This window comes from Pseudomonas sp. ERMR1:02, assembly GCF_002277815.1.
Taxonomy (GTDB): domain Bacteria; phylum Pseudomonadota; class Gammaproteobacteria; order Pseudomonadales; family Pseudomonadaceae; genus Aquipseudomonas.
This window is the reverse complement of sequence record NZ_NKJI01000014.1, coordinates 84,622-99,144: the sequence shown is the minus strand read 5'-3', so window position 1 is coordinate 99,144 and position 14,523 is coordinate 84,622. Positions and strand designations below refer to the sequence as shown.

Genomic DNA, 14,523 nt, shown 5'->3' with positions numbered 1-14,523 from the left:
CACTCTGGGCCAATAGCGGTCATCGAGTGTCTACATAAGCCGGGGCGATTCAATGCACCAAGTATCCAGATCGATCAGTCCATGCTCGTTGAGTTTGACGTGAATCCACTTGAGCATCTTGTTGAGGGCGCCCTAATTTCGCCAATCTCGAAACCGCTGATAAACCGTAGACCAAGGTCCGTATCGCTCAGGCATGTCCTGCCAGGCCGCGCCCGAGCAAAGCACCCAGAACACGCCGTTGAGCATCAGTCGATCATCGGCTCGCGGACGCCCCGTGCGTCGAGGCGAATTGAGGAGGTCCGAAACCAACTCCAAGTCCGCATCGGAAATCTCATATCACTGCTTGGGCATCACGGAGTCTTGAGCTGAAAAGGGCAAAACTCAACGGAAACTCAAGCTGGCTGGGGCGTTGGCGGGATTTCAAGGGTTTTCATACAGAGCCTAAGCAGAAGGGCAATAATGCTACCTTACTCGACCCGCCCGAATGTCCTCGATCAAGCTCAACTGGGAATCAAACTCGTGGCGTTGGGCATCTGTGAACCCTGCACGAAATGGTGCGATTGATGCCATCTCGCGATCGGCGGCTTTGAAGTCTCTGCAGTAGGCCAAGATCACAGCATAGAAGCTGCGAGCACTGGAGAGCTCACCCAGTAAGTGCGCTTGCTTGATCTGAGGGATAATGTTGGTACCCACCATTGTCCGTGCAGCTTGAAAATCCCGCATATCCAACATGTCCTGAGCAGCGTCTAGGCCTGTCCTCACCACGGAACTGAATGACTGCGTACACACAAAAAATTTCCATGCATACAGGCGATAGAGCTGTGGGTTCACCCCTCGTTTTTTCAGTAGGATTGCTTTGACTTCGTAGGCATTTGCAAGGTGGGTTACCAATGCTACCTCCGGAGATAACTTGCTGAGGTGGTCTACGACTGAGTTGATCGAGCGCCCCTGGATCCACCGCTGACTTATCTGGAGCAGCTTGAGGTGTTCATTGATGACTTTCTCGATCAGTGCTTCGGCTGCCTTGTCTTCATGGACTCGCCATAGCGCCACCGCGGTGTTGTAATCCAAGGTAAGACGTCGGTCTGGGGACAGGGCGGGTGATTTTTTGATGAGCTCGATAGCGTCGTGAACACCTTTGGCACTTTCTTGTAAGCCCTGCCACTCCATATTTTTTTGGTGATAGGAAAGCAACGCCCGATCTGATAGCTCGTGATTGGCTACCAATTGTGCCATCGAGGACAGAAAGATCGATTTCTGTTCTAGGTTCTCCGCTCGATTCAAAATGAAGAAGAGAGAGTCGAACGCCCAAAATCTAGTCTCTGCGTCAAGATCAGCAGAGGTAGATGCCTTTTCCAGATAATCAATGAGCAGCGGCCCTAGCCCCGTCTCCTGGAAAGGTTCTTCCCCGGCCAGGTCAATGAGAACCTCGCTCTCTTCAAGATCGATCAACGTCTTGATGAGGAGCCTGAGCTTATGGTGGCTACGCGTTTGCTTCAAGGAGGTCAGAAGTAGATCTTTGAGCACCACCTTGGTTGCCAGCAAGCGTGGGTCCGCCACGGCGTGCAACCCGCTTGCTCCAACCAATCGCATAGCATCGTGGAGTTTGATTTCGAGGCTGCCTTGCACCTCCAGGACGCCAAGTGCACGAAGTGCCCGGATGGCCTGATTAACCGCAGCAGGAGGTGTTGTCGCGTAAGCTGCCATTAAGCTCTGCAGCTCGTTTTGAGTGATGGCGACATCGACCATACTCAGAAGGGTAACGATGTGCTGGCTCGTTTCTGGGAGCCCCTGGTACACCTTGGCAAGAATGAGTTCCTGTGCGGTCGTCTCCAGCGTGGCTTGCTGCTCCAGCGCGGTACAAAGCGCTGATAGATCCCCCGCATAGTCCTTGGCTGCGAGTCTAGCGGCGCTTTGGAGATACAGCGGCATTCCGGCTGTCAGTACGCGCACCCTTTCCATGGTCTCAACATTGCCCTTGGCACCGAGGCGAGAGGCCTCCGCCGCCACGGAGTCCAGGCTCCACCCCTGAAGCACCTCCCGACTCACCCCCGACAGTTGCTCCATTTCCTGAATCGACCCGATGGGTTGGCACAGAAGGATGAAACGCATTTGCGTGGTGCAACCGAACACGGCTTGTAGATCTGCCGCAGGAATTTCGTGTGCGTTGTCGATGATCACCAATGGCTCTATGCCCTGGATCTCCAGGTGACGACCCAGTGCTGTCATCGAGTCGATGCCTGAAGCGCCAGGGGAAAAGACTTCGCCAATTTCATGGGGCTTGTCGACCAGACCCCCGGCGATCTCCCTCACCAGGGATCTTGCGAAAGCTGGGCCCGCGGTCTCACGTGCGTCGAAGTAGATGCAGGGTTCCGGGGTATGCATTGCGGCCTGAGCGCACCAGGATGTCTTGCCCGCACCGGAGAAGCCGCAAATGATCCGAATGCGCTCACCGTTGATGAGTGCAGGCTCGTCAATTTGCGGGAGATAGTGGGTTTGAAGCGCCGGCAATCTTTGCAGCTGCGTCAGTAGCTGCTCGAAGAGGGCTGGCAGCGATTCTGAGTGGAAGGTGTAACCACCAAGGTTTTGGAGGCCAGTGGCGGCGGCTTGCACCTTTCCCGCCAGTTTCCATACCAGCGATTCAGGTACCAACGCCCCATGAGGAATCGTTTCTGCCAGCTTCACACACTCAGCCACTGCGCTACTCAGATCAGTCCAGCAGTCCGGCAGGCACGCGAACTCCGCAGGTCGCGTCTCGCCCGGATGGATGAACTGGACATCTTCACCCAATTCACCCTGCTTAATTTGGGCACCAAGTTTCGGGCCAGGGAGCTGGTTAGAGGCGACCACAAAGAGAGGCGTGCCATGCCGAAGGCCTTGCTTGTGCTGTTCGCGAAGTAGCTGAAATCGATCTAGTGCGGTGCCGAGGTCGCTCGGGATAAGGGGGGCGCTGCGGGTTTTAACCTGGACATAAATCCGGGTATCGGTGAGCACGAGTTCGACGTCCTCATCTCGCTCGATCACCACACTCAGGACGTTTGATGCCTTGGCTTTGAGCAGGCAAGCCACCGCGAACAGATGCTGATACAGGAAGCCTCCATGGACAGCAGCAATCCGCTTTTCCTGGGCTTCATCAAGGGTTGGGTAATCGACTGACATGACGTTTTTTTCCTGCTTTCCTTGGCATCAACCGCAGAGTGCGTAATTGCATTCCACCTGACCAACCGATTGCATTGCCACTGACCTCTCAATTGCATTAGACCTGACCAGTCGTTTGCATCGGATTTGGCCAGCGCGCTGGGTGTCCGTGACCGGAGTCCAGCGCTACCGTCATTCATGGTAGGCGACGGTTAGCCCTTACCCTGCACAATACTCAAAAAGGCTTAGTGCCGAGGCCCTACAGTTCGTGGATATCCACTTGGTACCGCTTCGGATTCTTGCGAGCCTGGAAAAATTTTGGCTTGAACCCGTAGCCCTCAATCATGTTGATATGGCTTTCCATGTCACATTGACTCATGCGCATGCCAAACACGACTTCCTTTAGAGCGCTTTGGTTGAAAGCCTTGGGCCCAGAACCTTCAACCTTCACATTACTCACCAAGAATGTGTACTTTTCTTTGAGGTTTTCTTCGGAGTAGTAAGGTGAACGATCTGGATTCGACCTCAGTACCTTTAGTTCTTTTCGTAGTGTTCATCAGGCGCAAAGCTGCTGGTGTACTCCACTTCGGGCTTAGCCACCGAACGCCACTCGCGCTCATATGCCCAATCTGCCGATTTCTGCAAAAGGGAAATCGCGGCGAGTTCAGCTTCAGTGTGTGAATAGTATTCGAGCGTGCGATAGCGATTTTGATAGATGACCTCTGCAGCAGTGGTAAGCCTGTCTCGTCCCACTCGAATCCTAAGCACATTCCGTAGTGGTTAGATGCGTAGTGAGCCCAGAGCAGGAGATTGTCGCGATTTTCCGCCAACGACACTATTCCGAGTGAGTCGATCATATCCCGGTAGTATCGGTCGTGATCAATATGGGTGCCGTTCTGCACTTTGTCGTATATGCGGTCGACGTTAAATTTCGCATGCGTGTAAGTGCTTTGAACGGTGTCGACAAATCCGCCCCTTCCACGGGCTCGCTCGCGTAATATTAACCAGTGCCGGTCTATGGCTTCTGCGTGCGTGGAGTTAACCTCTATATTCACTTGCGCGTCGAAGGGATCGTTGAAGGTTGTAGCCTTGGCGTAATACAAGCTCGACGACGAAAAATTCGGCGTGTGTTGTCTTCAGCTGCGACCCCCATTGCGGGCCGATACTTATACAAAAGCATGGTTTCCCTTGTGTAAATTTAACCGCGTCCTGGTCATTCAGCCCGTAAATGTCAAAAGGGTGATATTGGCCACAACAGTCGTGAAACAGTTTGATCCGAGGACAGCATTCAGCCTGAAACGACCGGAATTCAAAGTACTGGAAACACATGAGCCCGGCCCGGGAACAGAGGGGCAGAAGAGTACCGGCCGCACTCTCCTGCAAGGGGCAGTCAGTCGGTGTGAGCACCTCCGATCAACTGCTTTGGCCACCCACGGTCAGCCACCCCGGGTGAAAGGAACTACAACCCCTGGTTCGCTCGCAGGCTTGGAATGGGGAGCATCAACACTTTTGAGCTTGGCCAGATGCACCACAGCAGCGTTGCCGCTTAGGTAGCGCAGAGGCAAGCCGGTGAGCATCTCGATATCGTTTGCCGACAGGCCGATGTAAGCAGCTACCGCATCGACGGGCATAACCCCTGATGACGCCAGCAGCTCAATGGTGCGCTTGAGGAGCCGCGTTTGCTCCGGTGCACGGCCATCGTCACCTGGCTCAGCCTTGACGCCCCAGCGAGCAGAGCGGCGCTTGAAGAGCAAGCTCTTGGTCTCGTCATCAATGATCTGCAGTGCCCATAAACGCATGAACATGGCGGCAACGGATACACCCCAGCGCTGTTTTAGCAACAGCAGGCTGTCCAGTGTGACCGGGCTCCGTACATCGGCGGCAAAGGTTTCAGCCGGGAGCAGGAATGCACCCGCAAATCGGTGAGCCTGGTCTTCCATCATCTTGTGTCGAACGGGGTCGGTCGATCGCTCGATGCCTTTGTGCAGGATCAGGTGACCCAACTCATGAGCCAGGTCGAAACGGCTACGAAAGCCATTTTGCTTGTCCGCTGACAGTAATATCATCGGACGATCCAATGCCTGGCTCCAGGAAGAAAGGCCTTCGATTGTCGCGACGCCAGTTTCTTCACGAACCAGGATTACCCAGCACCTTCGACTGCCATGGCCAGATCTGGAATAGCGCGTCGACCCAGATTCCACAGCGCGCGGCATTCATCTGCAGCCTCCTCAATATCAGCGTTTGTGATCTGCTCCGGATCCGTGAATGAGCGCACAGGCAAATTCACTTCTGGAAAATCCACGAATTCGCTGAGGGCCAGCGCGATGTCTTGAGCCCACTCCAACCGGGCTTCGAGCATTTTTCGGGCGTCGGAATGCGCCGAGGCGTTGCTCCTGAACAGCGGGAGTGAGCACTTCTCTGGTAAGGGGCGAGTGAACCACTCCGGGTTCACGTTGATGACCTGGGAGAGGCTCGTCAACGCCTCAGTTTCAGGGGATTGCTGGCCATTTTTCCACTTGCTCACGGTAGCAGGTGAAACCCCGACCATACTGGCCAGGGCAACTTGAGAAAGGCCGCGTGCCGAGAGCGCTTGCATCAGCCGCCCTGGCTCAAACCCTGTAATTCCACGACTCATGATGCTGTCTGCTTTCCTGTTTTGAGTAGGCTTTTTTTGAGTTTCGGCGTTGCCAGGTCGACTTGCAACTGAGTCGCTTCGTCGTAGCGAGCCAAGAACCGGCTCAGTGGCTCACGGAAAAGCCAACCCTTCATTTTGGCATCTGGCACTGCTATGTGTATTTCCCGTGGCCGTTCTGGTTGATTGGTCAAAGAGCCGCTGAAGCACGCTACGAAGAAAAACGTAGCGGTGATGACCGGTTCCGCAGCAAAAAGCGATGGCTGCACCAGTTGGGTTATCGACTGGTTGGCCTCGGCAAGCTGCCGGCGGATAGCGCTGCGACCACAGTTATTCCATGTGTCCGAGGACATGTTGACCCGGCTGAATTTGAAAATCCCAGCGTGTCCCACCACAACGCTGTTGCCTTTGAGCGGGGTGTGGATGGCATCCGCGGCGCGCAGGGTCTCGTCGAACGCTTCATTCATGAAAAACGCTCGCATCTGACCCAACGCATTCTTACGATGGTTCTCGTCCATCTCCTTTGTCGCTTCATGGGCGCGCACTGCACCGACCTCGCAGGCGTCTTCAACGCCCATGATCAAGTCGCGCGGAACGTGCTGGATCAGCAACTCGGGAATGGTAAAGCTGCGGGGTTTAATCATTGAGCGACTCTCTGGTTTCGAGTAGCGAGATTATAGCCTTAAAAAATTTCGTGTGAATAGGTGTGAGGCCATTCTTGTTGAGAGAAAAGAGGGTTTATCGCCGATGGCCAGTCTGCGATGAGGCGCAGAGTCATGAAAGGCGTTGGCCTTGGTGTTTTTCTCCCGGAACGAGGGGCTGGCAGTCAGTGCGGGTTTGCGGGAGAAGGAGTGGTGGAGGAGATATCGCTCGGCTACAGTGCGTGCCGCTTGGCTAAGGGAGGGCCAGTGAACCGTCCCGGCTTATCTAGACACTTGATGACCGCTATTGGCCGTTTTCTGCCTGTGGTGACCGGCTGACCGGTGCATGTCGGTAGTGCGTCGGTCTCCGGGCTTCGCTCTATAATCGCTCTATAATCGCTGTATAATCCCCTATAAACCTTATTCGTAAGCGTCCGGGCCGTGCAGAAGTGGCGTTTCACCGGTCAGTACCCGGGCAGTTTGAGCGGGCCGTATGCGTCCGGGCATCCCATCTTGCGCAACTAAACCGGTTGCCACCGATGCGGTAGCAACTCGTCAATCTAACTTGCCCGCTGCGTCGGCAACCGCGTAAGGACGTACTTCAAATAAGCATATGGATCATGTCCGTTTAGACGCGCCGACTGAATCAAGCTCATGATCACGGCAGCCCGTTTGCCGCTACGCAGCGAACACAGCTACGCTGCCATCTACATTCAGCAACACTAGTCTTGGGATGACACGGAGATTTGCCGAAAGCAGGCGTTCTCGAATCCGCTTCTGGCCGAACTCTGTCGTTGCTGGCCGGCAGCTATGGACCGAGACTGTGTAAAAACGCTTTGCCAAAATTGAAGTGTGCGCGTCTACGTTAAATCTGAAATTTATCGGCACGTCAGCAGATGTGGATTTCGCGTAGAAGAGCGATTTGCAGTCCGATTTTGAGTACCTGTCGCGCTGAAAAACGTTTTCACACAGCCTCCGTCGACTGCTGCCCTTCGTGACTGACAGCAATTGACCATTCAGATCAGAAAGCCCCCGCAGATTGGAAATGCACTCGTCTTGCTCAGGGGTACGGTCGTATCTCCGGATGTCAACCCGCGGCGAGGCTATCCTCAATTTCAACTTGGCCTTCTTCCCCCGCGCAACAGCAAAGGCTTTACCTTTGCGTGTTTTTCCCGAGGCATCTGGCTTCGGTACCGCTGGTTTGGTTGCTACAGCAATTTTCGCTGTCGCAGTTTTTGGCAACACCCGCAGCGGGTTTGGTGAAGTTTGGAGCCGACTGGTTTGCTGCAATCGGCTGCACGGTGAGTTCTACCCCTACCGCCCTCAACAGCTTCTTGACGGTCTCAAAGCGAATTTTTGCGCCGCCTTTAAACGATTTATAAAGGCTCTCTCGATTAACTCCCGCTTCTTGGGCAACCTTGTTCACGCCTTGGGCTTTGGCGACCTCGGCGAGCGCTTTCATGAGCATTTGCGGGTCTTGAGCCTTTATACTTTCAGCAAGATAAGCGCTGATGGTTTCCGGGCTGTCGAGGAAGCGCGAAGCTTCGTAGAGGCTGGTACCGGAAGTATCAAGGTCGAGGATCAGCATTTCCTCAGGACTAAATTTCGATTTGTTCATCTCATTTAACTCTCAGGTGAAAAGGATCTCTTTTGCCTGCTCGATTCCTCTCTTTTGGTCGGTTTTATCACTTCCCCAAAGCACTAGGTAAGCAGTCTGGCCAGCGCGAAACGCTGTAACCTGGGTCGACAAAAACACGCATTTCGCTCACGCCGTCACCTACAGGCTCGCAATCTCCAAAATTGTCTTCCCGGGCTCGGTCCAATCGCGACAGAACAGCCGCCTTTCCCGCCCCCCTTCACACCGTCAAGCCATGTATCGAACTCGGGCGCCTTGCTGATCCATTACTTATAGTATCATTTGTAGCCTACTAGCTACACCGTGTTGACGCTAGTCAAGTACAGAGCCAAGTGAAATCTGGCAAAAAAGCCTCCTTCAACGCACACATGCATTCCTGTGCAAAATCTAAAGATTTCGCGGAGCCAACGTCCAACGCTTTGCAGTTACGGCGTCCCAGAATGACAGCACTCTGGAGATCGATCGCCAGCGCGGTCGGTCGATTTTGACAGCCCTTTTCCCGCTGCTTGAGCGTCCCTGTCGATTGTCGATTCCTATGACAGCATTTTGAACCAACCAAAAGCGGGCACTGGCCTTGTGCATTAACTGCATGCACTCAAGGCTGAAGATGGAAAGTGGAGGGTAATCGGTTGAAGAGAAACGGCTGCTGCAAACCAATTTTTTGAAGCGTTAACCTCGATGGTTTATCGATCAAATAAACGGTTTACACAGGGTTTAAACATTTCGTCAGCGACCGCTCCGGCGCCACCACCAACACGGTCGGCCTACCATTCTCAGCTCACCGACTGTGGCGGCTTGCCGCTCGACAATTGGCGAAGCAATACCGCCGATATCATCCTCGAGTCAGTGGCGGGAATGCACCCATGCCCCTCCCGCCAGCTCATCCCCTTGGGCCCTCCGTGCGCTCAACGCGCCCAATTGCCGAAGGGCGCATCAGCCTCAATGTAGCGCGTCGCCGACTGCACATCGCGCCAGCCGACATACTCCATCAACGCCTTGCTGCTCCATTGGTTGCGACTGGCCCAGGTGGCAAAGCCGCGGCGCAACGAATGCGCGGTGTAACCCTCGCCAGCTTCACCGCTGCGCACAAACGCCAGACGCAAAATACGCGAGAGGCTGTTCGGATTGACCCGCTCCTCCGCTAAATGGCCCCAACGGTCAATAGAGCGAAACACTGGCCCGTGGTGGAGGCCACTGACCAAGAGCCACTGCTGATAGGCGTCCACTGGGCATAATCGCTTCAGTGCCGGGAGCACCAGGGTACGGCCGCGATGGTCGCGATCGGTCTTGCTGCTGGCGAGGAAAATCTCCAGCGCTTGCCCTTCGCGCAACTGGATATGCTCGACCCGCAGTCGGCACAATTCGTCTCCGCGCAGCGCACGCCAAAAACCCATCAGGATCAACGCCTTGTCCCGCGCCGCACGCAGCCGCACCGCCCCTTGTTCAAAGGTCAACTGCAGATCCAAGCCCTCAATGCACGCTTCCAGCCTCTGTAACTGCAGCGCTTCGGCCTGCTTGATCGGTTGCGGATGCAGCGCATGAATGCCGCGCAGCACATCACGCACCCGCGACGCCTTGGTCGGGTCATCGAAGCCGTGCTGCTGATGCCACTGCGCCAAAGCCGCCAGGTGCGTGCGCAAGGTGTTGCTGGATAACTGGGCACCATAAGCCGCTAGGTAGCGCACCACGCTTTCACTGGAGGCCGGCAACACCCCGCCCCACTCCGCTTCAAAGTGTTCAACGGCTTGTGCATAGCGGCGCCGCGTACTGTCGCGGCGCGCCGCTAGCAGGTACCGCTCGGCTGAATCGCTCATCCCACCTCCCGCATACCGCGATTTCGGGACCCGGCATCGAAAAAGGCTTGTCACGTTCAAGAAATCCTGATTCTCAAACGCCAGTTCGTCCGATTTTGTTCACAGTCCTGTGTAGTGTGTTAGGTGTAATCACATACCCTGTAAAACAGTACGAAATAATCTGCGTACGGCTCCGAATTGGAGTAACCCTTATGGCCCGTGCAGGCATCAACAAGGCCCTGGTGCAGGACGCGTGTGACGCCTTGCGCGCACGCGGCGTACATCCCAGCATCGACGCCGTCCGCGTCGAATTGGGTAACACCGGCTCCAAAAGCACCATTCAACGCTATCTCAAAGAACTTTCGGAGTGCGACCCCAGTGCTCGTGCCGTCAATCTGAGTGACGAGTTGTTGAAGTACATCAGCAGTCTAGCCGAGCGCTTAACTGAGCACGCCTTGGCGGCCGTGGCCGAAGACCGGGCACGCCTGCAACGCCAACAAGAAGGACTGGTTCGCCAACGCGTCGCCGAACAGGCGCGCCTTGAACAGCTGCAGTTGGCCCACACCACGGCACTGACTGAACGCCGCGAAGGGTTGGAGCGCGAGCGCGCGTTGAGCGAGCGACTGCACGAGGCCGAAGGCGAACGCCAACGCCTGCGCGAGGCCGAGCACAGCTCAGACCGGCTGCTGGAGGAGCGTGCCACTCAGATCCTGTCTCTCGAAGACAAGCATCGACATGCTCGTGCCGCCCTCAAACACTATCGCCAACAACAAGCGGAACAGCGCGAACACGAGTTGCGTCAACATGAAGTGCAACTGCAACAGTTACAGCAGGAACGCCGTACCCTACTGGGGCAAGTGCTGGCCAAGCAGGAGGAAGCCGGCCAGATGTATCGTGACTTGGAACGCTTGAACGGCGAACAACGGCAACAACAGCAGCAAACCCGGGCCTGCGAGCGCGAACTGCAAGAGCTACGGCTGCAACTTCAAGTGTGTGTGACGAGCCAACAAACGGACCAGCGGCACATCCAGGCTTTGTTCGCCGAGCGAGCGGCATTACACGAAAAAGCCAAGCGCTATTTACTTATGCATCGACAGGATTCAAGAAGTCTTCGCAAGGCATCCGAGCAAATTAAGGCGCTCCAACTTCAATTGGCTGAGGAGTGCGGTAAGGCTCCCCGCGCCTGAAAACAAGCAGTTGTGGTAGACGATCAACGACCCTTCGCGCTTGCCCACGACCGGAACTCACGTAAGGATTTACATCTCTTGAAGCCACCTCTCACGCTTTATCCGAATTTTCGTCTGCACGAAATCCTGCCCACCTGGCAGAAACGTTGATGAAACCAGCCTGCAAAATTTGTAGGCGGTTAAGATTCAATAGTTAATTGGTTCAGGTATGGAAAGCCCACCTCGCCTAGAATAGGCGACTCCTCACGTGCAGCCACTCAGCTAACCAGAAGACTTGGATTAGGAGGATAACCAACGTTCAATAAAAAAGGCGGATGACGGCGCATAGCGTGATAGAAACGACGCAAAATAGGGAAATGAAATATGGATACATGCTCGCCTGCTGCGAGCGACAGCGTATCAATCAAATGTTTTCGTTCATCGTCACGCAGTTTCTGAACAAGCCTGGAAAACTTAGCCGCACTTTGATTAGAAGACACCAAACCCACCAAACGAGCGGTATCGATCCAGGCACCCCATGCCGCTATCAATGCATCGAATTCCGCATATGTTTTTGGCCAACCTCCACCTGCCAACTTCAGGCTTCCCGGCGAATCCAACTCGAGTATCTCGCTGATCAGGTCGAACAGTATATATTTAACGTATCCCACCGACGTCAAATGACACGTTACTGCAAAGAGCGTCGGCAAATACAAAAAGCATTCACGTCTTAGGCGCTCCTTATGACAACCTGCGCTGTGAATCAGCATTAGTAAAAATGCCAAGTCCACGTCCACGTGCCAGAACTTAGGGAGGTATTTGAAAAAGAGAGTGGTTTCACCGTAGGGAATCTCACCACCATCCTCTGTATAAATCAACGCCTCCCAACCTTCAGGACTAACCCAATTAGTATTTAACGCGAAATAGAGTGGATGCCGGATCCAGTGTTTTACCTCCGGACAGAACTCCTGAATTTATCTAATCGTTCCGGGAAGGCAGCGAGCCGTCCAGATACTTACCGAACATTTTATCGCGAAACGAATATTTAGGAACGCCAGAGGCGACTTCAAACCAGCGGGTCAACCCAGGTCCCGTATGGCTCACCTGTACCAAATCAGCAAGCCCGTGGGCAATAAGCATGCCACGAAAGTGTTGACACTTTGAACTCTGTGGCCTGGCCATAGGCCCTCTCCCGAACCCGATCAGTGGCGGCAGGCCGATTAGCATACTCCGAAGGCACAATACCTGTGCGAACAGTGCCACTGTTTCAAAATTTGATCGACCTCCCTCATGTGCTCCATTCGAATCCCCTGAGCTAGAGCGATATAACCAAAAACAAAATACACGTTTTAAGGGGTTAGTTTTTTTTAAACCCCAGGTGTAGCGTTGCTTATATCCAACACCCCAAAACCGATCGCGAACGGTCAATGAAAAAAGTGCCCAAGAGCGGATTGGATATCGCCAAATATTATAAATATGCGCCGTCTGCTACCTGCGCATTTCGTCATAAAGCCGGCTTCGCCTCCAGATGCCCATGTTCGGCCGTCTCGAACTGCTATCGATCCTCGAAACAGTTATTTTTTGAAGGAGGCAACCCATGCTAAATCGTGAGTGGAGACCAGAAGATGGAGAACCGGTCAGGAGTTTCAGCCGCGCCCACTTTGGCAAACACATTGTCCTATTTCCGTCGCAAAAAAATAACAAACAAATCATCTGCGAGAGCCGCCACGAAGCCGCTTATTGCATTTACTTGGAGACTGATAAAGACGTCAAAAGCTATTTCTTTCAGCCCGTAACGGCTGAGATTCGTTTGGGCAGAAAAAAAACTCATTACACCCCCGATTTTTTTGTCCGCTGCCACTGCCACGAGGATTACTTTGCAGAGGTCAAACCCAGCTTTGATGTGTGCCCACAAGAGTATGTGGACGTTTTACAAGCATTTGAAACAATGGCTAAAAAACTAAAATATGGCTTTCGGAAAGTGGATGACCGACAAATCCAACAAAAGCCAAAACACTTTAATTTAAAAACATTGTACCTCCGCTCTTTGCACACCTCCGACAAACAATACAATTACTTCATTGAACTAATCCGTAATATCTTGCCTCTTACCCTTGGCGAGCTACTTCATCAGCCGACCGCGCCTCCGATGGCTGTAGTTGCCAAGGCAATCCTACGAGGTGACATATGGATGGACCTCAATAAACCGTTGAGCCTATGCACACTCTTACGCATCGAGGCCTCAGTATGAATATTAACTCCCCTGTCAGTCCCGGTGCCCAATACCTTGTGTACCAAGATCTGCATGAAGTGGTATCCGTAGATCCCACACAGATATCACTACGGTCCATTCAACATAAACGTTTTGTGTATATTCCACACGACACGTTTCGCGTATTACAAATCAACGGGGAAGTTATCCTTCATCAACTGGCCCCCATTGACAAATCACTTGCTTCCATCCTGACCAACTTAGACACTGAGCAATCAAAGGCATTACAGCGAGACATGTACTATTTACGGGGCATTGGTAAAAAATTTCAGGGCACATTACCGCGCGCACAAACTATCGAGGCAATTAAGTTATTAGCGGCCAGCCGTGGCGACTCGAAACCACCCGGTTACACCACACTATATAATAAGTTCCGGCGCTACAAGGCAGCAAACTATAACCCCTAGCGTTGCTAAAAAAACCCAGCCATCGCCCTCGGGCAAACAACTTGGCGAAGAAGTCCACGCCATCATTAGAGAGCACATCCACACTTTCTACTTAAAGCGGCCTCACCCCAGTGTGAAAATACTGCATGGATTTATAAAAACGCACATCGAACATGAAAACAACACTCGCATGCTGACTAACGCCCCACTCCTAAATAGCCCCTCAAAGAGTTCGGTGCATCGAGCCATAAATAAAATCAACCGATATTTGTTGGACCTTAAACATCACGGCAAAAAATTTGCGGACAACGCTCATAAATTTGGATTAAAACATGCACCTTCGCTCACCCTCTTGGCGCAGATTCAAGGCGACTCGCACCTGGTTAATCTTGAACTGATCGACGATGAGGGTAATAACCTGGGGCGACCTTGGTTGTTCGTGTTAATCGAAATAATGACTCGCTGCATTATCGGCTGGGAGTTGTCGTTTACGCCCCCCTGTGCGGAAAAAGCCCTCCGTGCCTTTCGTATGTCCCTTGAGGTTTCCGAAGACAATCAGCCGGGTGGACGTTCGGAGGAAGTAGGATTAGACAATGGGGTAGAAACCGCCAATCCAGCCATCCAAAATTTGGCCAACATCGTTGGCTTTGAACTGACCTACGGCCCACCTGGTTGCCCAGATGTAAAAGCCCAGATCGAGCGTTTCTTTGGGACGCTGAACACTGGATTGATCCATATGATCCCAGGTACTACTTACTCAAATCCACAAGAACGGGGCGATTACAACTCAAAAAAAAAGCCTGTCTAACTATTGAGCAATTAAATGAGAAGTTTGCACGATGGATTAAAGATGTCTATC

The 14,523-nt window shown here is 53.4% G+C and carries 10 protein-coding genes and 4 pseudogenes; 4 read left to right on the top strand and 10 right to left on the bottom strand.

Annotation, left to right across the window (positions count from 1 at the left end; genetic code table 11):
• Window positions 1-45 precede the first annotated feature (45 nt).
• The 9 genes and pseudogenes from CES87_RS22405 to CES87_RS22370 form a co-directional block, all read right to left on the bottom strand.
• A pseudogene (locus CES87_RS22405) lies at window positions 46-330 on the bottom strand (transposase); the annotation flags it as partial.
• Window positions 331-462: 132 nt separating this feature from the next.
• Window positions 463-3,159, bottom strand: a complete 2,697-nt coding sequence (locus tag CES87_RS22400; RefSeq protein WP_256591039.1) for an ATP-binding protein — start codon at window positions 3,157-3,159, stop codon at window positions 463-465.
• Between the two features lie 1,415 nt (window positions 3,160-4,574).
• Window positions 4,575-5,216, bottom strand: a complete 642-nt coding sequence (locus CES87_RS33485) for an ImmA/IrrE family metallo-endopeptidase (protein WP_256591038.1) — start codon at window positions 5,214-5,216, stop codon at window positions 4,575-4,577.
• Window positions 5,217-5,278: 62 nt separating this feature from the next.
• Entirely contained in the window at window positions 5,279-5,773 is a 495-nt protein-coding gene (locus CES87_RS33480) for a helix-turn-helix transcriptional regulator (protein WP_256591037.1), read from the bottom strand.
• The gene (locus CES87_RS22390) at window positions 5,770-6,414 is read right to left on the bottom strand and encodes a hypothetical protein (RefSeq protein ID WP_128607822.1); all 645 of its coding nucleotides are present in this window, start codon (window positions 6,412-6,414) and stop codon (window positions 5,770-5,772) included. The genes CES87_RS33480 and CES87_RS22390 overlap by 4 nt, the downstream gene beginning before the upstream one ends.
• Before the next feature lie 557 nt (window positions 6,415-6,971).
• A pseudogene (locus CES87_RS22385) lies at window positions 6,972-7,100 on the bottom strand (transposase domain-containing protein); the annotation flags it as partial.
• Window positions 7,101-7,657: 557 nt separating this feature from the next.
• Window positions 7,658-8,029, bottom strand: a pseudogene (locus CES87_RS22380) (addiction module antidote protein); the annotation flags it as partial.
• Between the two features lie 12 nt (window positions 8,030-8,041).
• Window positions 8,042-8,310 (bottom strand): annotated as a pseudogene (locus tag CES87_RS33475) (type II toxin-antitoxin system RelE/ParE family toxin).
• 642 nt (window positions 8,311-8,952) lie between these two features.
• A complete protein-coding gene (locus CES87_RS22370; RefSeq protein ID WP_128607820.1) occupies window positions 8,953-9,861 on the bottom strand; it encodes a site-specific integrase in 909 nt (302 codons plus the stop codon).
• A 191-nt stretch (window positions 9,862-10,052) separates the two neighbouring features.
• Here CES87_RS22370 and CES87_RS22365 point away from each other — a divergent pair, with 191 nt between their 5' ends.
• The gene (locus CES87_RS22365; RefSeq protein ID WP_128607819.1) at window positions 10,053-11,027 is read left to right on the top strand and encodes a DNA-binding protein; all 975 of its coding nucleotides are present in this window, start codon (window positions 10,053-10,055) and stop codon (window positions 11,025-11,027) included.
• A 257-nt stretch (window positions 11,028-11,284) separates the two neighbouring features.
• On the opposite strand, the gene CES87_RS22360 is transcribed toward CES87_RS22365, so the two are convergent.
• A complete protein-coding gene (locus CES87_RS22360) occupies window positions 11,285-11,884 on the bottom strand; it encodes a hypothetical protein (protein WP_128607818.1) in 600 nt (199 codons plus the stop codon).
• A 719-nt stretch (window positions 11,885-12,603) separates the two neighbouring features.
• On the opposite strand from CES87_RS22360, the gene CES87_RS22355 reads away from it, so the two are divergent.
• From CES87_RS22355 to CES87_RS22345, 3 genes are all read left to right on the top strand, one after another.
• Window positions 12,604-13,257, top strand: coding sequence for a TnsA endonuclease N-terminal domain-containing protein (locus tag CES87_RS22355; RefSeq protein ID WP_128607817.1), 654 nt, complete (start codon window positions 12,604-12,606; stop codon window positions 13,255-13,257).
• Complete coding sequence (locus CES87_RS22350) at window positions 13,254-13,685, top strand: hypothetical protein (RefSeq protein ID WP_128607816.1); 432 nt, start codon at window positions 13,254-13,256, stop codon at window positions 13,683-13,685. Before CES87_RS22355 ends, CES87_RS22350 begins: the two co-directional genes overlap by 4 nt.
• Before the next feature lie 169 nt (window positions 13,686-13,854).
• Window positions 13,855-14,472, top strand: a complete 618-nt coding sequence (locus tag CES87_RS22345; protein WP_128607815.1) for a DDE-type integrase/transposase/recombinase — start codon at window positions 13,855-13,857, stop codon at window positions 14,470-14,472.
• Window positions 14,473-14,523: the final 51 nt, after the last annotated feature.

Bases quoted from the DNA above. Each gene is read 5' to 3' on its own strand.
- CES87_RS22345 (WP_128607815.1), top strand. From the start codon at position 13,855: ATGCTGACTAACGCCCCACTCCTAAATAGCCCCTCAAAGAGTTCGGTG.
- CES87_RS33480 (WP_256591037.1), bottom strand. From the start codon at position 5,773: ATGAGTCGTGGAATTACAGGGTTTGAGCCAGGGCGGCTGATGCAAGCG.
- CES87_RS22350 (WP_128607816.1), top strand. From the start codon at position 13,254: ATGAATATTAACTCCCCTGTCAGTCCCGGTGCCCAATACCTTGTGTAC.
- CES87_RS22370 (WP_128607820.1), bottom strand. From the start codon at position 9,861: ATGAGCGATTCAGCCGAGCGGTACCTGCTAGCGGCGCGCCGCGACAGT.
- CES87_RS22365 (WP_128607819.1), top strand. From the start codon at position 10,053: ATGGCCCGTGCAGGCATCAACAAGGCCCTGGTGCAGGACGCGTGTGAC.
- CES87_RS22355 (WP_128607817.1), top strand. From the start codon at position 12,604: ATGCTAAATCGTGAGTGGAGACCAGAAGATGGAGAACCGGTCAGGAGT.
- CES87_RS22400 (WP_256591039.1), bottom strand. From the start codon at position 3,159: ATGTCAGTCGATTACCCAACCCTTGATGAAGCCCAGGAAAAGCGGATT.
- CES87_RS22390 (WP_128607822.1), bottom strand. From the start codon at position 6,414: ATGATTAAACCCCGCAGCTTTACCATTCCCGAGTTGCTGATCCAGCAC.